Source organism: Ralstonia sp. VS2407 (assembly GCF_052950655.1).
Genome location: NZ_JBRFVG010000010.1, coordinates 78,583 through 103,102, shown reverse-complemented (window position 1 = coordinate 103,102; position 24,520 = coordinate 78,583). Strand labels below are relative to the sequence as shown.

Annotated in this window: 19 protein-coding genes; 16 read left to right on the top strand and 3 right to left on the bottom strand. The window is 65.1% G+C overall.

The features are described from left to right. Positions 1–17: 17 nt before the first annotated feature. From ACU8YE_RS17135 to ACU8YE_RS17115, 5 genes are all read left to right on the top strand, one after another. Positions 18–4,301: a YhdP family protein gene (locus ACU8YE_RS17135; protein ID WP_446929233.1), complete on the top strand. Its 4,284-nt coding sequence runs from the start codon at positions 18–20 to the stop codon at positions 4,299–4,301. A gap of 5 nt (positions 4,302–4,306) precedes the next feature. Then, positions 4,307–5,176: a carbon-nitrogen hydrolase family protein gene (locus ACU8YE_RS17130; RefSeq protein WP_260802126.1), complete on the top strand. Its 870-nt coding sequence runs from the start codon at positions 4,307–4,309 to the stop codon at positions 5,174–5,176. Positions 5,177–5,206: 30 nt separating this feature from the next. Further along, positions 5,207–6,670, top strand: a complete 1,464-nt coding sequence (tldD, locus tag ACU8YE_RS17125; protein ID WP_232040942.1) for a metalloprotease TldD — start codon at positions 5,207–5,209, stop codon at positions 6,668–6,670. Positions 6,671–7,059: 389 nt separating this feature from the next. Then, positions 7,060–8,139, top strand: a complete 1,080-nt coding sequence (gene aroG, locus ACU8YE_RS17120) for a 3-deoxy-7-phosphoheptulonate synthase AroG (protein ID WP_232040943.1) — start codon at positions 7,060–7,062, stop codon at positions 8,137–8,139. A 170-nt stretch (positions 8,140–8,309) separates the two neighbouring features. Then, the gene (locus ACU8YE_RS17115) at positions 8,310–9,212 is read left to right on the top strand and encodes a mechanosensitive ion channel family protein (protein ID WP_232040944.1); all 903 of its coding nucleotides are present in this window, start codon (positions 8,310–8,312) and stop codon (positions 9,210–9,212) included. A gap of 68 nt (positions 9,213–9,280) precedes the next feature. Here the strand turns inward: ACU8YE_RS17115 and ACU8YE_RS17110 are convergent, their stop codons facing one another. Further along, on the bottom strand, positions 9,281–9,838 hold the full coding sequence (locus tag ACU8YE_RS17110) for a cob(I)yrinic acid a,c-diamide adenosyltransferase (RefSeq protein WP_232040945.1): 558 nt from the start codon (positions 9,836–9,838) through the stop codon (positions 9,281–9,283). A 118-nt stretch (positions 9,839–9,956) separates the two neighbouring features. Between ACU8YE_RS17110 and ACU8YE_RS17105 the strand changes: the two genes are divergently transcribed. From ACU8YE_RS17105 to ACU8YE_RS17055, 11 genes are all read left to right on the top strand, one after another. After that, positions 9,957–11,375, top strand: a complete 1,419-nt coding sequence (locus ACU8YE_RS17105; protein ID WP_260802128.1) for an FAD-binding oxidoreductase — start codon at positions 9,957–9,959, stop codon at positions 11,373–11,375. A gap of 27 nt (positions 11,376–11,402) precedes the next feature. Next, positions 11,403–12,293 carry a LysR substrate-binding domain-containing protein gene (locus tag ACU8YE_RS17100; RefSeq protein WP_232040947.1) on the top strand — a complete coding sequence of 297 codons (891 nt, stop codon included), beginning with the start codon at positions 11,403–11,405 and terminating at the stop codon, positions 12,291–12,293. A gap of 493 nt (positions 12,294–12,786) precedes the next feature. Further along, positions 12,787–14,280 carry an FAD-linked oxidase C-terminal domain-containing protein gene (locus ACU8YE_RS17095; RefSeq protein ID WP_446929232.1) on the top strand — a complete coding sequence of 498 codons (1,494 nt, stop codon included), beginning with the start codon at positions 12,787–12,789 and terminating at the stop codon, positions 14,278–14,280. A gap of 13 nt (positions 14,281–14,293) precedes the next feature. Then, positions 14,294–15,235 (top strand): ion transporter, encoded by a 942-nt coding sequence (locus ACU8YE_RS17090; RefSeq protein WP_414561049.1) that lies wholly within the window; start codon positions 14,294–14,296, stop codon positions 15,233–15,235. Positions 15,236–15,257: 22 nt separating this feature from the next. After that, the gene (gene glcE, locus ACU8YE_RS17085; protein ID WP_322017604.1) at positions 15,258–16,391 is read left to right on the top strand and encodes a glycolate oxidase subunit GlcE; all 1,134 of its coding nucleotides are present in this window, start codon (positions 15,258–15,260) and stop codon (positions 16,389–16,391) included. Between the two features lie 26 nt (positions 16,392–16,417). Next, complete coding sequence (gene glcF, locus ACU8YE_RS17080; RefSeq protein WP_440839545.1) at positions 16,418–17,662, top strand: glycolate oxidase subunit GlcF; 1,245 nt, start codon at positions 16,418–16,420, stop codon at positions 17,660–17,662. Positions 17,663–17,714: 52 nt separating this feature from the next. Next, complete coding sequence (locus tag ACU8YE_RS17075) at positions 17,715–18,092, top strand: CidA/LrgA family protein (RefSeq protein WP_446929231.1); 378 nt, start codon at positions 17,715–17,717, stop codon at positions 18,090–18,092. Then, positions 18,089–18,820: an LrgB family protein gene (locus ACU8YE_RS17070; RefSeq protein WP_092972481.1), complete on the top strand. Its 732-nt coding sequence runs from the start codon at positions 18,089–18,091 to the stop codon at positions 18,818–18,820. Before ACU8YE_RS17075 ends, ACU8YE_RS17070 begins: the two co-directional genes overlap by 4 nt. 177 nt (positions 18,821–18,997) lie before the next feature. After that, positions 18,998–19,393 (top strand): VOC family protein, encoded by a 396-nt coding sequence (locus tag ACU8YE_RS17065; RefSeq protein ID WP_316870166.1) that lies wholly within the window; start codon positions 18,998–19,000, stop codon positions 19,391–19,393. A gap of 59 nt (positions 19,394–19,452) precedes the next feature. Continuing rightward, positions 19,453–19,932, top strand: a complete 480-nt coding sequence (locus ACU8YE_RS17060) for a cupin domain-containing protein (RefSeq protein ID WP_232040953.1) — start codon at positions 19,453–19,455, stop codon at positions 19,930–19,932. Positions 19,933–19,973: 41 nt separating this feature from the next. Continuing rightward, positions 19,974–20,672 carry a helix-turn-helix transcriptional regulator gene (locus ACU8YE_RS17055; RefSeq protein ID WP_232040954.1) on the top strand — a complete coding sequence of 233 codons (699 nt, stop codon included), beginning with the start codon at positions 19,974–19,976 and terminating at the stop codon, positions 20,670–20,672. A gap of 11 nt (positions 20,673–20,683) precedes the next feature. Here ACU8YE_RS17055 and ACU8YE_RS17050 read toward each other — a convergent pair whose 3' ends face one another. Together ACU8YE_RS17050 and ACU8YE_RS17045 are read right to left on the bottom strand one after the other, a co-directional pair. Beyond that, on the bottom strand, positions 20,684–21,181 hold the full coding sequence (locus tag ACU8YE_RS17050; RefSeq protein ID WP_232040955.1) for a glutathione peroxidase: 498 nt from the start codon (positions 21,179–21,181) through the stop codon (positions 20,684–20,686). Positions 21,182–21,271: 90 nt separating this feature from the next. Next, the gene (locus ACU8YE_RS17045) at positions 21,272–24,520 is read right to left on the bottom strand and encodes a pilus assembly protein (protein WP_446929230.1); all 3,249 of its coding nucleotides are present in this window, start codon (positions 24,518–24,520) and stop codon (positions 21,272–21,274) included.

Here is a 24,520-nt window from a genome sequence, read left to right as displayed (position 1 = left end):
ATCGGATAATCCGCATCATGCCCCGCCCGTCCCAGCCCCCAGAATTGCCGAAGTCCGATGGTGGACACGCCAGCACCCTGTCCACACGCGGGGTGAGCCGACCCACGGCTTGGGCATGGCTGGTACGACGCGTCGGCCGGATCGGCACGGGCATCGGGGCTGTCTTACGCGCCCCGATCTGGCGCAAGCTGTGGCGCGTGCTCTGGAAGACGGCGGTGGCGCTGGCCGTCCTGGCCATCGTGGGCATACTGGCGGTGCGCTTCATCCTGTGGCCGCGTGCAAGCCTGGCGCGCGAATGGATGGAGCGCGAGGCGTCCAGTGCACTGCACGCCACGGTCGGCATCGGCTCGCTCGAGACCTACTGGGAGGGCTGGCACCCGGCCTTCCGCGCCCAGCGCATCGACGCGCACGACACTGCCGGCCGCCGCACCTTGGCGGTCCAGGACGTGCAGGCACGGCTGTCCTGGCGCTCGTTGCTGCGCATGCAGATCACCTTTGCCGCCCTGCACGCCAGCAACGCCGACGTGCTGGTACGGCGCAATGCTGAGGGTGCCTTGCTCGTCGCGGGCATGCCGCTCGGCCCGGACACCGGCGGCGACAGCGATTTCCTCGACCAGCTCCTCTCCCAAGGAGACATCGATTTCCAGCAAGGCGCCGTCCGCTGGCTCGACGAGCAGCAGAAGCTGCCCGAAGTGGCACTGGGCAATGTGCGCGTGCAGCTACGCAGCGGCCCGACGCGCCACCGGCTGGAGGCCAGCGGCACCTCGCCCACGCTGTTCAACGGCCCCATCAAACTGCACGCCGATTTCCGTCACGACCTGCTGGCCCGCCCCGGCGATTGGCGCCACTGGCACGGCCAAGCTTCCTGGCAGGTCGATACGCTGCAGTTGGCTTCCGTGCAGCACTATGTTCCCGTGCTGGCCGCCGCAAAAAGCGGCACGCTCACGTCCGACGGCTCGGTGGAGTTTGCCGACGGCGTATTCACGCGCAGCCAGGCACGGCTGACAGGGCAGCAGCTAGATCTGCAGGTCCGCAAGGATCTGGACCCGCTGCAGTTGCGCAGCCTCCAGGCGCTGGCCACGCATCAGCGCAACGCGCGCGGTGAGCACACCTTGCGCGTCGACACGCTGCTCTGGCAACCCCTGAACCCGCCCGCCCAACCGCCGTCGGGGCCCGAACTGGCAGGCCCCGGCATTCAGGCGCCCACCAACCCGGCCGGCACGCCGCGGGGCTTGCGCAACGTCACCGTAGGGTGGGCGCTCGACTCGCGCGATGCCCTGCGCAGCCTGCAAGTCAAAGCCACGACACTGGATTTGGCCGACCTGCGCAACATCGCCACCGCCCTACCGCTGCCCGCCGGCGTGCTCGAACCGCTGCGTACCAAACAACCGTCCGGCCGCATCGACGATCTGGACATCAACTGGCAACGCGATGTCTCCCGCTGGCGACCAAATTCGCCGGCGCCCGTGCACTTCACCGGCCGCGCCACGATGCGCCAAGTGTCGTTCGGCCCCGGCGCGCTGCCTGCGGTGCCGCCCGGCCAGCATCCCGAGCCAGCCGTGCCTGGTGTGGAGAACCTCTCCGGCAACGCCGTCTTCTCCAACGACAAGGGCACGCTGCGCATCGAGTCCAACGACACCGCGCTGCTGCTGCCCGGCACGTTTGCCGACGCCCGCGTGCCGCTGGACCGGCTGCAAGGCACGTTCAACTGGACGTATCGCAAGCAGGAACTGGTCGTCACGAGCGACAACCTCGCGTTCTCCAACGACGACCTGTCGGCGCGCATCACGGGCAGCTATCGTCACGCGCCAGACACCAGCCATCTCGGCACCATCGACCTGAAGGGCACGCTCGACCGCGCCAGCGTTCCACGTGTGCCGCGCTACCTGCCGCTGTCGATCGGCCAGCATCTGCGCGACTATCTGGGCGGTGCGTTGCAAGCCGGCACGGCCAATAACGTCGATTTCGCACTGGCAGGCGATCTGCACGACTTCCCGTTCCGTCCGCCGCACAAGGGCATGTTCCGCGTAGAAGTGCCGATCCAGGACGTGACGTACCAGTCCGCGCCGCCCGAAGCCGCGCACAACCCGCCGGGCCACGTGCCCACGCACCCGGGCGACTGGCCAGCGTTCACCAACATCAACGGCACGGTGATCTTCGATCGGGCATCCCTGGCGTTCAAGGTGGCGCGCGCCAAGGTGATGGGCGTGAATCTGCAGGACGTGAATGGCAGCCTGCCCGACATGGGCGACCACAGCCCGCTGCTCACCATTGACGGCCGCGGCGATGGCGCCACGCAGAACTTCCTGCAATACGTCGAGGCAAGCCCCATCGGCCAGTGGATCGGGCATTTCACGAAGGACGCACGTGCCCAGGGCAACGCCACGCTGGCGCTCAAGCTGGAGCTGCCGCTGCACGAGATGCATTCGACGCGCGCCCAGGGCAGCGTCACGTTCGTGCGCAATGACGTCACGCTCGTGCCGCAAGCGCCGCCGCTCACCGATGTGAACGGCGCGCTCACCTTTACGCAGAAGGGCATCGGTTTCGATAACCTGCGCGCGCGCTTTGCCGGCGGCGAAATCCGCCCCACGGGCGGTACCGCACCCGACGGCACGATCCGCATCCAGGTGGCGGGCACTGCGTCGGCACAAGGGCTGCGTGAGACGACGCCAGAGAACAGCCCGGTGGCCGCCGTCGCCCGCTCGCTGGACGGCAGCGCGCCGTACAGTGCGACCATCAGCGTCAAGCAGCATCGCCCGCTCATCCAGGTGCAGTCGGATCTCACACCGATGACGGTGCGTCTGCCGGCACCGCTGAACAAGGCTGCCGGGCAGCCGCTGCCGGTGCGTTTCGAGATGCAGCCGCTGGCGTCCAACAACGCCATCGACGAAATCGTTTTGCAGGTCGGCAATATCGTCAGCGCGCGCTACGAACAACGCAACACGGGCAACGGCGTGGAGGTGCTGCGAGGCGGCATCGGCGTGCGGCAACCGGTACCGCAGCCGCAGGAAGGCGTGCAGGCCAACCTGGCGCTGGACCAGTTGGACATCGACGCCTGGCGCCAGGTATTTTCCGCGCCCGCCGCAGACAAGAGCGCCAGCCAGATTGCCGCCGAACACGTGGCCAACGCCGCCGCCAACGCCCCCGACAGCCATAGCGCATATCTGCCCAGCCACCTGAGCGCCCGCGCGCAAACGCTGCGCATCCTGGGCCGCGACTTCAACGCCGTGCGCATTGACGCCACGCGCGACGGCCCCAACTGGCAATCGACCATTGATTCGCGCGAAATTGCGGGCAGCGCGCGCTGGCACGCCGAGAGCGCCGCCGTGCCCTTCGGCGAGCTGACGATGCGCCTGTCGCGCATGAGCATCCCGGATGCGAAGGAAGAGACTGCGCTCACCGAATCGCTGGCCAGCAGCTCGCAGGAAATACCATCGGTCGATCTCGTTGCCGACAAATTCGACCTGCGCGGCAAGGCGCTCGGCAAGCTGGAGATCAAGGCGCGCAACCAGATCACCGACGGTGCACCTGTCTGGACGCTCGAGACGCTGAAGATCGAGCAGCCCGCTGCCACGCTGACGGCACACGGTACGTGGCGCATCCCGCGACGCCTGCGCGGCGGCGGCGATGACCCCGAGCGCCGGACGCTCCTTGACTTCAACCTTGACCTGCGCGATACCGGCGACCTGCTGCAGAAAATGGGCTTCGCCAAGGTGATCGACGGCGCCAAGGGCAAGCTCGAAGGCCGCGTGGTCTGGCGTGGCTCGCCCATGTCGATCGACTACCCCACGCTCAATGGCCGCATGGCGCTGAACCTGGAGCGCGGCCAGTTCCTGCCGGTCGATCCGGGCCTGGCCAAGCTGGCCGGCGTGCTGAGCCTGCAGGGGCTGCTGCATTTCGCCACCGACCTGCGCAGCGCCACCGGGCGCGGCACGCCGTTCGAAAGCGTGGCAGCCACCGGCACCATCGCCAGCGGCGTTGCCCACACCGAAGATTTCGCCGTCAAGGGCCCGCAGTTCCAGGTAGCCATGCAAGGCTCGGCCAACATCCTCGATGAAACGCAGGACCTGCGCGTAAAGGTCACGCCCAAGGTGGATGCCACGTCGGCCTCGCTGGCAGCGGCGTTCATCAATCCGGCCATCGGGCTGGGAACGCTCGCCGCGCAGCTGGTTCTGGGCGATCAACTGTCGAAGGCATTCGTCACGCAATACCACGTAACCGGTAGCTGGGCCGATCCGAAGATCGAGAAAGTCGCGTCCAACAGCAATTCGGGCAGCCAATCGCAAACCTCGGCAAAATAGGCGCCATGACTTCGACCACCGTTGCTCCGGCCCCCGTCGCATCCGGCATGGATGCGCCTTTCGATGCACCTTTTCGCGTCGCCGCCATCCAGACCGTGACGGCCATCGACGTGGACGCCAATCTGGCGCGCGCAGACGCGCTGCTTGCCGAGGCGGCCGCCCAGGGCGCGCAGCTCGCGCTGCTGCCCGAATACTTCTGCATGATGGGCCGCAAGGACAGCGACAAGGTCGCCATCCGCGAGAGCGACGAAGACGGCCCGATCCAGGCCTTCCTCGCCGATGCCGCGCGCCGCCACAAGCTGTGGCTCGTCGGCGGCACGTTGCCGATGTGGTGCGAAGACGAACAGCGCGTGCGGAATACGTCGCTCGCATTCAACCCGGCCGGATTGCGTGTCGCGCGCTACGACAAGATCCACCTGTTCAACTTCGTGCGCGGCGAAGAGCGCTACGACGAAGCCCGCACCATCGAGCCCGGCGCCACGCCGGTCGCCTTCGATGCGCCGTGCGGCCGCGTGGGCATGTCGGTGTGCTACGACCTGCGCTTTCCGGAGCTGTACCGGGCGTTGGCGTCGCAAGGCAACCTGAACTTGATTCTGATGCCGGCGGCCTTCACCTACGTCACGGGCGCCGCGCACTGGGAAATCCTGCTGCGTGCCCGCGCCATCGAAAACCAGTGTTATGTGCTCGCCGCCGCGCAGGGCGGGCGCCATGAAAACGGCCGCCGCACGTGGGGCCATTCCATGCTGGTCGACCCGTGGGGCGAGATCGTTGCCTCCGTGCCCGAGGGCGAAGGCGTGGCCATCGGCGACATGGACCCCGCCCGTATCGCACAGGTGCGCCGGGATTTGCCGGCGCTCAAGCACCGCGTGATGTAAGCCAATCGAATTTTTTTGCGAGAACCGATCATGAACGCAGGCGACATCGCCATCCAGAATCTGTCCATCGCGCGCCGCGTGCTGCTCGATCCGTACGGCCTCGACGAAGCGCACCTGCAGCGCGCGCTGGCCGACATCTTCACGCACCGCGTGAACTATGCCGACCTCTACTTCCAGTACACCCGCAACGAGGCGTGGAGCCTGGAAGAAGGCATCGTCAAATCCGGCAGCTTCAGCATCGACCAGGGTGTGGGCGTGCGCGCCGTGTCGGGCGACCGCACCGCGTTTGCCTATTCCGACGACATCAGCCTGCCCGCGCTGATGCAGGCCGCCGGCGCCACGCGCACGATCGGCAAGGCAGGCGCCGGCCGCGTAAAGGTGGCCAGCAGCCTGGCCACCACCCCGGGCAGCCACTCGCTCTATGCGCCGAACGACCCGCTCGATTCGATGACGGCCTCCGAAAAGGTTGCCCTGCTCGAGCGGATCGAAAAGCTCGCCCGCGCCAAAGACCCACGCGTGGTGCAGGTGATGGCCGGCCTGGCCGGTGAATACGACGTGATGCTCGTTGCGCGCAGCGACGGCGTGATCGCCGCGGATGTGCGCCCGCTGGTGCGCATCTCCGTCACGGTCATTGCCGAGCAGAACGGTCGCCGCGAAATGGGCAGCTCCGGCGGCGGCGGCCGCTATGCCTATGGCTATTTCACCGACGAACTGCTGCGCGAATACGTCGACGAGGCCGTCTCCTCCGCGCTCGTCAACCTGGAAGCCAAGCCAGCACCGGCCGGCACGATGACGGTGGTGCTGGGCCCGGGCTGGCCCGGCGTGCTGCTGCACGAGGCCATCGGCCACGGCCTGGAAGGCGACTTCAACCGCAAGGGTTCGTCGGCGTTCTCCGGCCGCATGGGCGAGCGTGTGGCCGCCAAGGGCGTCACCGTGGTGGATGACGGCACGCTGGCAAACCGCCGGGGCTCGCTGAACCTCGACGACGAGGGCAACCCCACGCAGTGCAACACGCTCATCGAAGACGGCATCCTGACCGGCTACATGCAGGACACGCTCAACGCGCGCCTGATGAAGATGCCCGTGACCGGCAACGCCCGCCGCGAGAGCTACGCCGCCCTGCCGATGCCGCGCATGACCAACACATACATGCTCGGCGGCGACAAGGACCCGCAAGAGATCATCGCCAGCGTCAAGAAGGGGCTGTATGCGGTCAACTTCGGCGGCGGCCAGGTCGACATCACCAACGGCAAGTTCGTGTTCTCGGCCAGCGAGGCCTACCTGATCGAAGACGGCAAGATCACCGCCCCGGTCAAGGGTGCAACGCTGGTCGGCAGCGGCCCGGAATCGCTCAAGCACGTGACCATGATCGGCAACGACATGCGCCTTGATTCAGGCATTGGCGTGTGCGGCAAGGAAGGCCAGAGCGTGCCGGTGGGTGTGGGCCAGCCGACCCTGCGCATGGAGAACATGACGGTGGGCGGCACGGCCTGATTGCCCTGAAACCGTCGTTTTGACGCCGCAGGCCCGGAAATTCCGCGCTTGCGGCCCTCAAAAAAAGGGTTTATAAAGACGGTTCGATTGGTGCGGCGCAGTAGTTTCAAGTCACCTGTGCGCCACAATTTTTCCTGCATTGCCTGCTTTTCCTCTCATGTCCTTCGCCAAGTTTTTTTACTTTTACTTTTGGCATCTCGCACCGCTGGCGGAAGGAGAGGGGCGCTTGCAGCAAAAATAAAAGCACCCAGCAGATACCGAAAACCGCCAGCGACCCTGGCGGTTTTTTTTCGCCCAGTCACCTGCCCCACCCCGGCACCGACGCGAAACATGATCCGAACACAGTAGACGTTTCCAATAGAACTCAAGACACATCCCCGGAGCTTTCCATGCCGAAGAACACCGATGATTTGCGCATTCGCGAACTGAAAGAGCTGACGCCGCCGTCGCATCTGATCCGCGAATTCCCGTGCAGCGACACCGTGTCCGACCTGATCTACCAAAGCCGGAACGCGATGCACCGCATCCTGCATGGCATGGACGACCGCCTGATCGTCATCATCGGCCCCTGCTCCATCCACGACACCAAGGCAGCGATGGACTACGCCCGCCGCCTGGTCGAGCAGCGCGAGCGCTTCAAGAACGAGCTGGAAATCGTGATGCGCGTGTACTTCGAAAAGCCGCGCACGACGGTCGGCTGGAAAGGTCTGATCAACGACCCGTACATGGACGGCAGCTTCAAGATCAACGACGGCCTGCGCACCGCGCGCGAGCTGCTGATGAACATCAACGAGCTGGGCCTGCCCGCCGGCACCGAATACCTCGACGTGATCAGCCCGCAGTACATCGCTGATCTCGTGAGCTGGGGCGCAATCGGCGCGCGCACCACCGAAAGCCAGGTGCACCGCGAACTCGCTTCCGGCCTGTCGTGCCCGGTCGGCTTCAAGAACGGCACCGACGGCAACGTGAAGATCGCCGTGGACGCCATCAAGGCCGCATCGCAGCCGCACCACTTCCTGTCGGTCACCAAGGGCGGCCACTCTGCCATCGTGTCGACGGCGGGCAACGAGGATTGCCACATCATCCTGCGCGGCGGCAAGGCGCCCAACTATGACGCGGCCAGCGTGCAGGAAGCCTGCGACGCCATCTCCAAGTCGGGCCTGGCTGCACGCCTGATGATCGACGCTTCGCACGCCAACAGCAGCAAGAAGCACGAGAACCAGATCCCGGTGTGCGAAGACATCGGCCGCCAGATGGCTGCTGGCGACAACCGCATCGTCGGGGTGATGGTGGAATCGCACATCAATGCTGGTCGCCAAGACCACGTGCAAGGCACGCCGGTGTCCGACCTGGCCTACGGCCAGAGCGTGACCGACGCCTGCATCGGCTGGGACGATTCGGTAAAGGTGCTGGAAACGCTGGCCGACGCGGTGCGCAAGCGCCGTCTGGTGCCCGGCAGCGGCAACTAAGACGCCATCAGCATGATTTGGGAAGGACGCCTGCGGGCGTCCTTTTTCTTTGCGCGCGCTTCAAAGCGCAGATCTATAACAAATGTGAGCAGAACGTATCAAAGTCACACAAGTGCGTTGTCTTTGACATATCGTAGGAGGATTCCCCTGCCCATCCCCCGGAGGCATCCATGGCAGACACCCTGGCGGACACCGCCGTCAACACCGCAAACAAGTACCAGGCGATCGTGGCGCAGTACGCCACCGACGTCGGCATGAAGATCCTCGCTGCTATCGTCTTCTGGGTGGTCGGCCGCTGGCTGATCAATCTGGCGGTGCGCATGGTCGAAGGCTCGTTGAGCCGACAGAAGGTCGATCCGACCGTGCTGCGCTATGTGGGCTCGATCATCACCGTCACGCTGAACGTGCTGCTGGTGATCGGCATCCTCGGCTATTTCGGCATCCAGACGACGACGTTCGCCGCGCTGATTGCCGCAGCCGGTGTGGCCATCGGCATGGCGTGGTCGGGCCTGCTGTCGAACTTTGCTGCGGGCGCGTTCCTGATCGTGCTGCGGCCGTTCAAGGTGGGCGACTTCGTGACGGCCGGCGGCGTGACGGGCACGATCAAGGAGATCGGCCTGTTTGCCACGACCATCAACACGCCGGACAACGTGGTCACGATGGTCGGCAACGGCAAGATCTTTGCCGACACGATCCAGAACTACACCTCCAACCCCTACCGCCGCGTCGAGTTGAAGGCGCAACTGGCCGGGAGCGCAGACCACCGCGCCGCCATCGCGCTGCTCAAGGAGAAGATTGCCGCCATTCCGAACGTGCTGACCGATCCGGCGGTCGATGTGGAGATCCTGGAATTCAACCTGGTCGGGCCGGTGCTGGCCGTGCGCCCGTACACGCACAACGACAACTACTGGCAGGTCTATTTCGACACCAACCGGACGATCAAGGAAGCGCTGGCCGAAGGCGGCTTCCCGGCGCCGACGCCGTCGCAAGCGCTGACCATCACCACGCCGGGGCAATTGGCGGGCTTGGCTGCCGTGGCACAAAGTACGTCCACGCCGACCAGCGTGAACTGATCCACGCGCGGCAAAGCAAACGGCCCGGTACACAACCGGGCCGTTTTGTTTTGATGCGCCGACTGCGATCAGGTCGGCTTGTGCTCGTCGCGTTTCCAGAGTACGTCGGAGCCGCCATCTGCGCGGTTCAACACGCGTGCCAGCACAAACAGCAGGTCCGACAAACGATTGACGTATTGGCGCGGCGCCTCGCCAATGGTCTCCGCCCGGCCCAGGGCGACGATGCTGCGCTCGGCACGGCGCGCAACGGTGCGGCAGACATGCGCCTGTGCCGCAGCGCGGCTGCCGCCTGGCAGGATGAATTCGGCCAGCCGCGGCAGATCGGCGTTGTAATCGGCCAGCCATTGGTCGAGCCGCAACACGTGCGCGGTGGTCACCATCGTGTAGCCGGGAATGCAGAGTTCGCCACCCAGATCGAACAGGTCGTGCTGGATGGCCGTGAGCGCCGCGCGCACGCCGTCGGGCAACGTTTCCGTCAGCAGCACGCCGATATGCGAGTTCAACTCGTCGACGTCGCCGATGGCGGCGATGCGCAGGCTGTCCTTGGCCGTGCGGCTGCCGTCGCCGAGGCCGGTGGTGCCGTCGTCGCCGGTGCGGGTGGCGATTTTGGATAGGCGATTGCCCACGGTGCGTCTCCCTGTATTGCGTCAATGTTGGTGGCGCCATTATCGCAAGAGCGGCAGGACCCCGGCGTTAGAATGACAGCCCGAGCCGGCTTCAGACCGCTGCCCCACGCGAGACGCCATGAACCATCCAGCCCCGCCCTCCCAGATCATCCGCAAGCCGATTCCGCCTGCGATGCTCGACGCGCTGCGCGCCCGCTTTGGCGATCGCATCTCCACCGCTGAAGCCGTGCGCGCACATCACGGCCGCGATGAATCCGCCTACGACCCGATGCTGCCCGACGCCGTCGTCTTCGCGCAGACCACCGAGGAAGTCGCCGCCGTCGCCAGGCTGTGCTTCGAGCACGAGATTCCGCTGATCCCGTATGGCGCCGGCTCGTCGCTCGAAGGCCATTTGCTGGCCGTGGCCGGCGGCGTGAGCCTCGACCTGTCGCAGATGAACCATGTGCTGTCGGTGCATCCGGAAGACCTGACGGTGACGGTCGAGCCGGGTGTCACGCGCAAGCAGCTCAATACCGAGATTCGCGATACCGGTTTGTTCTTCCCGATCGACCCGGGCGCGGATGCGTCCATCGGCGGCATGTGTGCGACGCGCGCGTCCGGCACCAACGCCGTGCGTTACGGCACGATGCGCGAGAACGTCCTGAACCTGACGGTGGTCACCGCTGACGGCCGCATCATCAAGACAGCCAACCGTGCACGCAAATCGTCAGCGGGCTACGACCTGACGCGCCTGTTCATCGGCAGCGAGGGGACGCTGGGCATCATCACCGAGATCACGCTGAAGCTGTATCCGCAGCCCGAAGCCGTGTCCGCGGCCGTGTGCGCCTTCCCGAGCATGGGCGATGCGGTGTCCGCCGTGATCGACACCATCCAGATGGGCGTGCCGATTGCGCGCGTCGAGTTTGTCGATGCGCTCGCCATCCGTGCGATCAACCAGTACGACAAGCTCACGCTGCCCGAGATGCCGACGCTGTTCTTCGAGTTTCATGGCTCGGAGCACGGCGTGCAGGAGCAAGCCGAGACCGTCCAGCAGATCGCCGCCGAACACAAAGGCCAGGGCTTCGAGTGGGCAACGCGCCCCGAAGACCGCAGCCGCCTGTGGAACGCCCGCCACAACGCCTACTTTGCATTCCTGCAGCTCAAGCCGGGCTGCCGCGCCGTCACCACTGACGTGTGCGTGCCGATCTCGCGCCTGGCCGACTGCGTGGTGGAGACCGAGAAGGACCTGCTCGCCAGCGCGCTGCAACTGCCCGCCCCCATCGTCGGCCACGTGGGCGACGGCAACTTCCACGTCGCGCTGCTGATCGACCCGAACAAGCCGGAAGAACTGGAAGAAGCCGAGCGCATCAACCAGCGCATCGTCGCGCGTGCGATTGCCATGGACGGCACCTGCACGGGCGAGCATGGCGTGGGCCTGCACAAGATGGACTTCCTCATCGCCGAGCACGGCAACGACGCGATCGACCTGATGCGCAGCGTCAAGCAGGCGCTGGACCCGAAGCACATCCTGAACCCCGGCAAGATCTTCCACCTGTAACCGACACACCCACCAGCGACCACCCGCATGTCCTCCGTCTTCAAGCGCGTTCCTCCGCTGCATCTGCTGATTGCCTTTGAGGCGGGCGCGCGCCATGCGAGCTTCGCGCGCGCGGCCGAGGAGCTGTCCGTCACGCCCAGCGCGGTATCGCACCGCATCAAGAACCTCGAAGAACTGTGGGGCGAAGACCTCTTCGTGCGCACCGGCACAGCGCTGCGGCTCACCGCCGCCGGCACGCGCTACCTGCGCAGCGTCCAGGTAGCGCTCGACACGCTGCACGAACTCGCGCGGCCCGAATTCAGCAAGCAGCGTGCGCGGCTGCGCGTGGCGATCCCGCCCACATTCGGGCGCCAGCACCTCGTGCCGCGCCTGCCCGAGTTCAACGGGCTGTACCCGCACATTGATCTGGAATTGCATCTCTCCATCCCGTTCCTCGACGTGAAAGCCGAGGACACCGATGTCGAGATCCGCTACGGCACCGGTCGCTATCCGGACCTGAAGACCACGCTGCTGCTCAACGAACCGGTGTTCCCGGCGTGCGGGCGCGGCTACTTCGAGCAGATCAGCGGCAACACCATCACCGAAGCGTCGCAGTTGCTGAACCTCACGCTGCTGCGCAGCCCCCTGGAGCCATGGCGCCCGTGGTTTGAGGCAGCGGGGCTGGACGCGCCGGAGCCCGCCACCGGCTCGCTGTTCAACGACATCGGCCTGATGCTCGAAGCGGTGGCCTCCAACCAGGGCGTGGCGCTGGTGCGGCAGGCGATGGCGCGCAACTGGCTGGGCTCGGGGCAGATCGTCCGGCTGCTGGACATCGAATCGGCCTCGCCGCATGCTTATTACATCGTCCAGCGCGAACAAGCGCCGATGAAGCCCGAGGCACGGCAATTTGTGGATTGGTTGCTTGGGCTGGATTGGTAAGCCGCTCAACTGTGGGCAGCCGAGCCTCGTCACCGGAGCTCAAACCACCACATTCGAAACTTTTAGTATCGACGTTGAGGCCCTGAAGCCTCAACGTTGATGAAAAAAGCAGCAACGTCGGAGCAAAAAGGGGCATGGGTCGAGCCTCCGGGCCTCGAAGGCGACGTTCTGAACCTCATCGTTGCTGCTTTTTTCATCAACGCTGACCGTATTTGCCTCATGCGTGAGGTACCGGAACTCCGGATTCGAAACTTTTAGTGTGAAGCGCGGTGATTGGAGCTCCATCGTCGACCGGCGAAGGCTCGATCGTGAGGATCGGACCTCCACGATCCAGCCGTGCAACCTTGCCGCACCGCGATGAACCGCATTGGGCGCCTCGGCGAGCCAAATTCATCGCAGCAAAAGTCCTTAACACGCCGCATGGCGCGGCGGCCGGGCTATAGTGCCCTCCACCCCGGCCACCGCTGCCGGGCACAACGATGAGAGACACCCCATGAACGCGTCGCTGCCCGCCACCGCCCGCGATCAATCCGCCCTGCAGGCCGAGTTGACCGCCGCGCTGTCCCAGATCGTGTCCGACGACGCGCTGCTCTGGGAGCGCGAAGACACCACCCCGTATGAATGCGATGGCCTTGCCGCCTACCGGCAGGTGCCGCTGGCCGTGGTGCTGCCGGATACCGAGGCGCAGGTCGTCGAGATCCTGCGCGTGTGCCACCGCATGGGCGTGCCCGTGGTGCCGCGCGGCGCGGGGACGAGCCTGTCGGGCGGCGCCATGCCGACGCCGGGCGGGCTGGTGCTGTCGCTGGCCAAGTTCAAGCGCATCATCAAGGTCGACCCCTACACGCGCACGGCGGTGGTCCAGCCGGGCGTGCGCAATCTCGCCATATCCGAAGCGGCCAACCCGCACGGGCTGTACTACGCGCCCGATCCGTCCTCGCAGATCGCCTGCACCATCGGCGGCAACGTCAATGAAAATTCGGGCGGCGTGCATTGCCTGAAGTACGGCCTGACCGTGCACAACGTGCTGCGCGTGCGCGCCGTGATGATGGACGGCGAGGTGGTCGAATTCGGCAGCGAAGCACCCGACGCACCCGGCCTCGACCTGCTGGCCACGGTGATCGGCTCCGAAGGCATGCTGGCCGTGGTGACGGAAGTGACCGTGCGCCTGATCCCCAAGCCGCAGCTCGCGCAGGTGATCATGGCGAGCTTCGACAACGTGGAAACCGGCGGCAACGCCGTGGCCGACGTGATTGCCGCGGGCATCATCCCGGCCGGGCTGGAGATGATGGACAAGCCCGCCACCGCAGCCGTTGAGGAATTCGTCTGCGCCGGCTACGACCTGGACGCGGCGGCCATCCTGCTGTGCGAGTCCGACGGCACGCCCGAAGAAGTGGCCGAAGAAATCGCGCGCATGAGCGAAGTGCTGCGTGCCTCCGGTGCCACGCGCATCCAGGTGTCGCAAAGCGAAGCCGAGCGCCTGAAGTTCTGGAGCGGCCGCAAGAATGCATTCCCGGCAGCGGGCCGCATCTCGCCGGACTACTACTGCATGGACGGCACCATCCCCCGCAAGCACATCGGCACGCTGCTGCGGCGCATCGAGGCGATGGAGCAGAAGTACGCCCTGCGCTGCATCAACGTGTTCCATGCGGGCGACGGCAATATGCACCCGCTCATCCTCTTCAACGGCGAAGACCAGGACGAATGGCACCGCGCCGAGCTGTTCGGCTCCGACATCCTCGAGACCTGCGTAGAACTGGGCGGCACGGTCACGGGCGAACACGGCGTGGGCGTGGAAAAGCTCAGCTCGATGTGCGTGCAGTTTTCGGCGGAAGAGCGTGACGCCTTCCTGCGCGTAAAGGCGGCTTTTGACCCGGCGCGCCTGCTGAACCCCGACAAGGCCATCCCCACGCTCGCGCGCTGCGCCGAATACGGCAAGCTGCACGTGCGCAACGGCCTGCTGCCGCATCCGGACCTGCCCCGCTTCTAAGCACGCGACGGCCATGAGGAATCCGCCCCGCAACAGCCGCAACCGATGGCACGCCCATAACGCGCGCCTTGGCGAGTATCTCGGCAAACCCGAGAGCGGCTGGCGCGCGCGCTGGTACACCGTCATCTTCGAAGCCGATACGCGCGCCGGCAGGCTGTTCGACCTGACCCTGCTGGGGGCCATCCTCGCCAGCGTGCTGGTGGTGATGCTCGACAGCCTGCCGAGCGTCAGCGGCCGCGCGGGCACGCTGTTCACGGTGCTCGAGTGGCTTTTCACGCTGCTGTTCACGGCGGAATACGCCATGCGCATCCTCGTGGTGCGCAGACCCTGGCGCTACGTGCTGAGCTTTTACGGCGTCATCGATTTCATCTCGATCCTGCCGACGTGGCTGGCGATCTTTGTGCCCGAGCTGGCCTACCTGCTCGATGTGCGGCTGCTGCGCCTGCTGCGGATCTTCCGGATCCTGAAGATCACGGTCTACTTTGAAGAGGCGCAGATCCTGCTGCGTGCGCTGCTGAACGCCCGGCACAAGATCTTCGTGTTCCTGGGCACCGTCTTCATCATCACCATCATCCTGGGCACCGTGATGTACGTGGTGGAGGGGCCGCAGCATGGCTTCACCAGCATTCCGGTCAGCATGTACTGGGCGGTCGTCACGCTCACCACCACGGGCTTCGGCGACCTTGTGCCGAAGACCCCGCTGGGGCAGTTCATCACGTCGATGACCATCCTGCTCGGCTACAGCATCATCGCGTTCCCCACCGGCATCATCGGCGCCGAACTGGTGAACACCATGCGCGAAGAGTCCGGCTCCGGCTCCGCCTCCGCCGCCCCACCGCAGACCCGCGCGTGCAGCGGCTGCACGCTGGAACGTCACGATACAGACGCCGCATTCTGCAAGCGCTGCGGCACACGGCTCCCACTGCTTCCAACGGAGACAGCTGGCAGCCAGTGAGCTGCCCGCCAGAAAGTTCGACATGCCAATCACCCCAGACACTGCCCTTTCGCCTGCGCTTTCGCGCTTTCGTGACGCCATCGCCCAGGCCGCCGACAGCCGCACGCCACTCACCCTGCGTGGTGGCGGCACCAAGGATTTCTACGGCCGCGCACCGGCACCTCACGGCACCGTGCTCGACACACGCGAATGGTCCGGCATCGTCGACTACGACTGCGCCGAGCTCGTCATCACCGCGCGCAGCGGTACACCGCTCGTCGAGATCGAAGCCGCGCTGGCCGAGCACCGGCAGATGCTGGCGTTCGAGCCGCCGCACTTTGCAGCGGACGGAAAACAGGCAACGGTGGGCGGTGCGTTTGCATCGGGCCTGTCGGGGCCGCGTCGGCAGTCGGTGGGCGCACTGCGCGATTTCGTGCTCGGCGCCGTCGTCATGGATGGCCGCGGCGACATGCTGAACTTCGGCGGCCAGGTGATGAAGAACGTGGCCGGCTACGACGTTTCGCGCCTGATGGCCGGCGCGCTCGGCACGCTGGGCCTGGTCGTGCAGGTATCGCTCAAGGTGCTGCCGATGCCGTTCTGCGATGCAACGCTGCGCTTTGCCATGGCGCAAGGCGAGGCCATCGACACCCTCAATCGCTGGGGTGGTCAGCCGCTGCCGATCGCAGCGTCTGCGTGGATCGACGGTGCGCTGTGGGTACGCTTGAGCGGTGCCGATGCGGCAGTGCGCGCAGCCATCACCAAGCTTGGCGGCGAGCGCGTTGATGACACAGAAGGGGCCGCGTTCTGGCGCGACCTGCGCGAACAATCGCATGCGTTCTTCGCCCGCGCCGTGCAAGGCAGCCTGCCGCTGTGGCGCATCGCCCTGCCCCCGGCCACACCGCCTCTGGCACTCGGCCATGCGTCCGCAGACGAGCAACTCGTCGAATGGGGTGGCGGCCAGCGCTGGTGGATCGACACCGCCAACACCTCCGCCGACGTCATCCGCGATGCAGCACGCAAGGCCGGCGGCCACGCCACGCTGTTCCGCAACGGCGACCGCGCCAGCGACATCTTCACGCCCGTCGCCGCGCCGTTGATGGCCGTGCACAAACGCCTGAAAGACAGCTTCGATCCGCACGGCATCTTCAACCCGGGCCGTCTGTATTCAGCGTTCTGACTGCCGACTTCTAACGCAAGCCCATCATGCAAATCACGCTCGCGGCGTTCCTGCGCAACACCCCCCAGGGCGAAGAAGCCCAAAGCATCGTGCAGAAGTGCGTGCACTGCGGTTTCTGCACGGCCACCTGCCCGACCTACCAACTGCTCGGCGACGAGCTGGACGGCCCGCGCGGGCGCATCTACCTGATGAAGCAGGTGCTGGAAGGCCAACCTGCCGGCGAGGCCACGCGCCTGCACCTGGACCGCTGCCTGACCTGCCGCAACTGCGAATCGACTTGCCCGTCCGGCGTGACCTACGGGCGCTTGGTGGAGATCGGCCGCAAGATCGTCGACGACCAACTCGACGCGAAAGGAGCATCACGCCCGCTCGGCGAACGCGCCGTGCGCTGGGCACTGCGCGAAGGGTTGACGCGGCCGGCGCTGTTCGGCTCCGCACTCAAGCTCGGGCAGGCCGTGCGGCCGATGTTGCCGCAGGTGCTGCGCAACAAGGTGCCGGCGAAGCAGCCTCACGCCGGCATGCGGCCAAGCACCGCACACGCACGCAAGATGCTGCTGCTCGAAGGCTGCGTGCAACCCGCCATGTCGCCCAACATCAATGCCGCCACGGCACGCGTCTTCGACAAGCTGGGCGTGCAGCTCATCAGCGCAGACCGCGCGGGCTGCTGCGGGGCCATCCGCTATCACATGAACGACCACGCAGGCGGCCTTGGCAACATGCGCGCCAACATCGACGCGTGGTGGCCACATATCGAAGCGGGCGCCGAGGCCATCGTCATGACGGCCTCCGGCTGTGGCGCGATGGTCAAGGAATACGGCCACCTGCTGCGCGATGACCCCGCCTATGCCGAGCGCGCGGCGCGCGTGTCCGCCATGACGCGCGACCTGTGCGAGGTGCTGCCCGCGTTTTCGCAACAGCTTCTGCAGAAGGCCAAGCCTGAAGCACAGCGGCCGCGCGTGGCGTGGCACCCGCCCTGCACGCTGCAACACGGTCAGCAGATCCGCGGCGCGGTGGAAACGCTGCTCGGCTCATTGGGCGTGGACGTCAAGCTCTGCGCCGACAGCCACCTGTGCTGCGGCTCGGCGGGCACGTATTCGGTGCTGCAACCTGAACTCGCCTACCGCCTGCGCGATGACAAGCTCGCCAAGCTGCAAGCGACGCAGCCCGAGCGCATCGTCAGCGCCAACATCGGCTGCGTGACGCATCTGCAGAGCGGCACCGACACGCCGGTCGAACACTGGATCGAACTGGTCGACCGCATGCTGGCCTGAAACGAACGCAGCCGGGTTCTATACTTGGCGCTTCGTTTCGCCCGGAGGCCCCATGCTGCAAACCTTCGCGATCCTGTTGACGTTCCAGTCGGTAGGAGAGCTGCTCACGTATTCGCTGCACCTGCCGGTGCCCGGCCCGGTGATCGGCATGGTGCTGCTGGTCATCTATCTGCTGATAGACAAGGGCCGCGTGCTCGAAGTCATGCAGGGCACCGTCAGCGACCTGCTGCGACATCTGACCATCCTGTTCGTGCCGGCCGGCGTGGGCGTCATGACGCAACTGAACCGCATCGGGCAGGAATGGCTGCCCATCGTGGTGGCGACCGTCGTGTCGACGTGGCTGTCGATTGCCGCCGGTGCACTCGTCACCCGCGCCCTGATGCGCCGCATGGGTGACAGCGGCGAAGGCAACGAGGAGCTGGCCCCATGAACGCAATGGCTCCCAACCTGCATCAACTCTGGGTCTACCTGGCCGCCAGCCCGCTGCTGGGCCTGACCGCCACGCTCATCGCCTACCTGATCGGCGTGCGCCTGCACGAGCGCAGCCGCTTCAACCCGATGGTCAATCCGCTGCTGATTGCGGTGGTCATCCTGGGCACACTCCTGACGCTCACGGGCACGCCGTACAAGACGTACTTCGACGGCGCGCAGTTCGTGCACTTCCTGCTGGGGCCGGCCACGGTGGCGCTGGCGGTGCCGCTGTTTCAGCAATGGGCCAAGCTGCGCCGCCACGCGTTGCCGCTGATGGGTGGGCTGCTCGCAGGGTCGGTGGTGGCGGTGGTGTCGGCAGTGGGCATTGCGTGGCTGTTGGGCGCATCGCCCGAAACGCTGCGCTCGATGGCGCCGAAATCGGTGACGATCCCGATCGCCATGGGCATCTCGGAGAAAATCGGCGGCGCGCCGACCATCACGGCGGTGCTGGTGCTCATTACCGGCATTGTCGGTGCCACCACCACGACACGGCTGCTGAACCTGCTGCGCGTGCGCGAGTACAGCGTGCGTGGCTTTGCCACCGGCATTGCGGCGCATGGCATCGGTACGGCGCGCGCGTTTCAGGTCAATCCGGAAGCGGGCGCGTTCTCGGCGTTGGGCATGGGCCTGAACGGCGTGCTGACAGCCGTGCTGGTGCCGCTGCTGGCGGGTTGGATTCCGCACTGAGTCGCCTCCCCCTCCCCCTGGCTTTCACTGCCTGGGCAATCTGCAACACGCTACCCAATCCTCCTGAATGCTCCTGACAGAACGCTGTCAGGAGCCCCCCGCCACAATCGCTCCACCTTAACGAGACAGGTTCCCCGCTCCCTTCAAGCGGCCTGCCTCACCAACCGGAGCGACAACATGGCAAGCGTGATCAACTGGTTTGAAATCCCCGCCAACGATTTCCCGCGCGCGGTGAAGTTTTACGAGAACGTCTTCGACACGCAGCTCAAGCAGGAAGACATGGGCGACATGACCATGGGCGTGTTTCCGGCGGGTGAGACGACCATCCACGGTGCGCTGGTCAAGGGCGAAGGTTTTGCGCCGTCCGACAAGGGCAGCGTGGTCTACCTGAACGCACCCAACCTGGATGCCGTGCTCGAGCGCGTAAACGGCAGTGGCGGCCAATGCGTGTTCGGCCCGATGACGCTGCCCGACCACATGGGCCGCATCGCCCACATCGTCGACACCGAAGGCAACCGCGTCGGCCTGCACGAGCCGGACGCCACGACGCAGGCGTATCTGCTACAGCAGTAACGCCCCCCCGAGGCCGGTGCGCGGGCGCCGGCCTTCACTACGAGACAGAGAAGAACACCATGCCCAGCCAATCCCCGTATCTCATGCGTGCCGCGGATATCACCGCGCGCACGCAGTCGTTTTCTCACCCCTGGAACAGCCTGTCGGAAATCCACGGCACCATGATGGGCCGGCTGCTCGGGCTCAAGCGTACCGGCGTGAACTTCGCGCGCGTGCCACCGGGCAAGGAATCATTCGTCTATCACTCGCACCAGCGCGAAGAGGAATGGATCTACATCCTTTCCGGTGAAGCGCAGGCCGAGATCGACGACAACATCTTCACCGTGCGCCCCGGAGATTTCATGGCCTTCCCCACGGGCGTGGCGCACCACCTGCGCAACTGCGGCAAGGAAGATCTCGTCTATCTGTGCGGCGGCGAACATCTCAACATCGAGATTGCCGATTTCCCGCGACTGGGCAAGCGCATGCTGCGCCGTGGCGAGCAGGTCGACGTGGTCGACATCCACCCGCAACGTGAACTGACGCCCTTCGGCGCGTAGGGGATATGGCCCGCATTGCACCCGGGCCGAAGGCCACTACAATGCCGCGCATGACACGCCGCGCCGACCGCCTGTTCCAGATTGCCCAGATCCTGCGAGGCCGCCGTTTAACCACGGCGGCCATGCTGGCCGAGCGCCTCGGCGTGTCGGAGCGCACGGTGTACCGCGACATCCGTGACCTGTCGGTCTCGGGCGTGCCGATCGAAGGGGAAGCCGGTATCGGCTACCGCATGCGCGCGGGCTTCGACCTCGCCCCGCTCATGTTCACCGCCGATGAAGTCGAAGCGCTGGTGGCCGGTGCGCGCATGATCAAGGCATGGAGCGGCGGCACCATGGCCGACTCGGTCGAAGCGGCACTGGAAAAACTGATGGGGGCCCTGCCTGCGGAGCGCCGCTCCGAAGCCGAGACCACACGCATCTTCGCGCCCGGCTACGGCATGGGCGACGAGGTCAAGCAGGTCTTTGACACGCTGCATGCGGCGCTTGGCCGCCATGCGGTTGCGCGGCTCGCCTACCGCGACGCGCAAGGCCAGTTAACTGAACGCTGCATCCAGCCGCTCGGCCTGTTCTTCTGGGGACAAGTCTGGCTGGTGGCCGCCTGGTGCGAGCACCGCCAGGACTACCGCACCTTCCGCCTCGACCGCTGCGTCAAGGTCGACATCCTGGAGCGCCACTTTGCCGAATCCGCCGAGCGCTCGCTGGCGGATTTCATGCGCAAGGTACGGGGCTCGTCAGACTAGCGAAGGCAACCTCAGGCGGGATCCGGCTCCGCCAACAGCCGCTCGATATCGTCGGCAATCTCTTCCGGCTTGGTCATGGGCGCATAGCGCTTGTAGACCGTGCCGTCGCGGCGCAGCAGGAACTTGGTGAAGTTCCATTTGATGGCGCCGATGCCAAGCACACCGGGCTTTTCCGAGGTCAGCCACTTGTAGAGCGGATGCGCGCCCGAGCCATTCACGTCGATCTTGCCGAACATCGGAAACGAGACGCCGTAGTTCTTCTCGCAGAAGGCGCCGATTTCGTCTTCGCCGCCCGGCTCCTGCTTGCCGAACTGGTTGCACGGAAAGCCGAGCACCTCAAGGCCTTTCTCATGCAGCCGCTTGTACACCGCCTCCAGCCCCGCGTATTGCGGCGTGAATCCGCACTTGCTTGCCGTGTTCACGATCAGCAGGACCTTGCCTTTGTACTGCGACAGCGGCACGCGCTGGCCGGTCAACGAATCGGCCTCGAATGCGTAGACGTCACTCATGGCTACTCTCCGGATGGTTGCGGGAACGGGGTGCTCCGGCATCTGCCCGGAATTGTAACGGCCCGCGCTGGGCGGGCCGTTGAGGAGAAGTTAAGGCTTCTTGTCGGTGTCTGAGAACCAGAATGTGCGCTTGCGTTTGCCGAGGCCCTTGGGGACGACCTTCACCGGGGAAAGTGCTGATCCGCCACCGCCTGAACCCGTTTGGTTGCCGCAGCCGAAACATACAGGCACAGAAGAGGTCGTGCCGTTGCCATTATTGATCAGGACAACGCCATAGACGGACGAGGGTGGAAAGCCACCACCGTCGAGAACGACAGAGCGGTTCGGATTTTGCCCTGTACCCGTCAGGAAGCCGACCGAATACGTGCGCGCGACACCCAGGTTGGGATAGCACTGGCCCGCCGTGGGGATAGCAGGCGTGTTGGTTCCGAACGTGGTGTATCCGGCAACGGTCAGCGGTGCGTTCACCACCTTCTCTCCGGGGTTGGGCAGCGTGATGAAGAAACCTGACCCCGATCCGTCGTACGCCAGCGTTGACGCATCGAACAGGTTGGCTTCGGTGATCGGAGTCCAGCTCGCGGGCATGCTGCCGAGATTCGGATCCTTCACCATGTAGAACCGGTTGACCACGTTGTAGGCCGTACCCGGCGTCGTGTTGGAAGAATAAAGCGGGTGCTCGCGATCGCCCGTGCCAGCCATGATGGCGTTGTAGGCGGAGGTGGGCACCACGTCGGGAGCATAGAAGAACTTGCGCGCGTTATTGGTGTTGGCGGCGCCGCCCAGGGTTGCGAGTTTGGTGATCGTCCAGTTGGAAGGCGTATTGCCAGCCGAGGTCTGGAAATCGACGCGCCAGATGTTGCCACCGACATCTCCGGCGTAGGCCATTTGGATATAGCCGCTGCCCGTACGGTCGACCACCGTGACGTCAGACGGAATGGATCGCGTCAGTCCGGTGTTCTTCACGCACACACCCGCCATGCCGGAACAGCTCGGAAGCGCGCTCCATACCGGTGCACCCGTGTAGGCATCCAGCACCACGATCCCGCGGCCCATCGTATCGGTACCAGGAGCCGGATCACTGTCTTCGGAGGCTGCGTCATAGCCGGCGCCCATGATCAGCAGTGGCCCGGAGTATCCCGCTACCGTCATCAGGCGCGGCTTTGACCAAGTCTGGCCGAGCTCCGGAATATCGCTATTGCTGCGCGACCACAAATATTGCGGACTCATCGGATTGGTCACGTCCAACGCGTAGATCAGGTTCCCGCCGCGACGTGCGGTCAGGTAGATGATCGTGCGCGGGCTTCCCGGATTCCGCTGGTCCTGCATGACGGTCGTGCTGCCGTCAAAGAAATCGTCGCGCGGCGTCGGCGTCGGCGAGATGCCGCTCGGCGTCGTGGACAGCTTCACTTCCGGCGAGTTGGCATAGAGACGGCTCAGCTTGCCGATGAACTCAGGCGCAATGAAGCCCCACAGTTCACCGCCGGGACGGACACCACTGATGCCCATGCTCTGATTTGCATTGACGGCATGGAACACACCATCATTGGCGCCATAGAACGCCACGATGCCGATGCTGCCTCCATAGTTCACGACGACGGGGCGTGAATGCAGGACGTCGCCATGAACCGAGCTTCGCACCGTCACGGATCCGCCCGGCCCGGTCTCGGCTTCCTGCCCGGCGCCGGTGCTGGCCCCGCCGTCAAGCGCATACACGTCGCGCCCGCGCACCCAGTTGATCAGATAGTTCTGCTGCGCCGAGGTGATCGTCGGCGCCCCGCTGGAACCAGAATTGATCGCGTTCAACCCGTTGGTACCCGCGAGCCAATTGTTGGACGTATCGAATGACGGCATAGCGGTGCCGACTGGACATGTTCCCACGCCGTTGCACGTATAGAGCGTCCGTCCCGATTGGCTGGTCACGTTCTGGGCGCGCAACATCTCGCCGGCACCGCCCTTTTCAACGATCTGGCCGTCAGGCGAATCCAGGTTCCAGCCCACGCCGGATGGGCTGTTCTTCCAGAAGCCGTTGCTTGGCCAGCCGGATACCCCCGATGTCCCATAGCTGGTCGCCCCGAACGTTAATGGCGGATCCTGCGTCCAGAAGCTCACCGCTGTGGGCGCAATGAAGCCCGTGCCCGCACTGCTGATGGCTGGGTTTCCGAGAGAATCCTGCAGGACGACATTGCCGCTCGTGTCGTACCCGACCTGGTACTGCTTGAGGTTACCCATCCAGCGCGGTGCAGCCGTGGCATCCGGTCGGAACATGCCGATGTAGACCTGGCTCAGGAACTGACCTTGGGTGTTGACCGCAGCTGGCAGACTGACCGATGCGAAGACACTGTTGACGGCCTGGATTTCATTGAGGATCGACAGCAAGGCCTGCTGCAATCCTTGCACGTCGCCAAGCTGGATGGTGTAGGCCTTGCCGCCACCGTTGGTGGCCATGCTGTTGTCGAACGCGACGTAGTCGGGGTTCTTGCCGTCCGTGACCGTGATGGCGTATGTGACGACGTTCTGCGGATTGGCCGAATTGGCCGTCCCCTGCAGATCGGTCTGATACATGAAGCGCGCCCACTCGTCGCCCCAGTTGCTCTGGTACTTGTTGTACGTCGGGATGACGATCTGCTGAAGCTGCGACGAAGTCGGGGTCGGCGCGGCAGCCGCCAGCGCGTTGTACATCTGCGAATCGCTTTCAGCCGGGTGGCCGCTGTTGGTCGCGTTTCCGATGTAGATGATGAAATTGCGCTGGCACGGATCCGTGAGGGGCGACGTGTACTGGTTGCCCGACAACGCAATCATCTTGTTGAGCGAGGAATGGTATCCGTAATAAAAGGACCAGGCCTCCTGCATCGCGCCCGACGTCTGAACGTTGTTGCCGTTCAGATCGCTGGGAAACTGATTCTGCATGTACGACAGGAAACTGTTCACCCCGTTGCCGTCCATTGGCTGCAGGGTTTGGGCGGACGGCGAGCTTGCAGACGGGAACCGGAAGATGCCGCCAGGGCTCTTGGGGTCGAACATCATCAACCCGAGGTTCAGGTTACCCAGCAGCGGCGAAGTACTGTTGATCGACTGGATCGCCCCATACAGCGCGCATTGCTCGGCGCCAGAACTCTTCTTCGGATTGGCGACCGTCAGACCTTGCGCAGAACAAGTAAAAGTGGCGTTGGCGTCTGAGTTCGCGCCATCGTCAAAGACGATCAGTACGTTGGGCTTGCCAGCGTTCTGCTGCAACCCCGTATAGAGGTCAATATCCTCGGCGCCTGCTGGCTGGGATCCCAGCGCGAGCATGAAGGTGGCCGCAGCGGTCAGGGCGATACGTTTGGAAAATGTGCGCAT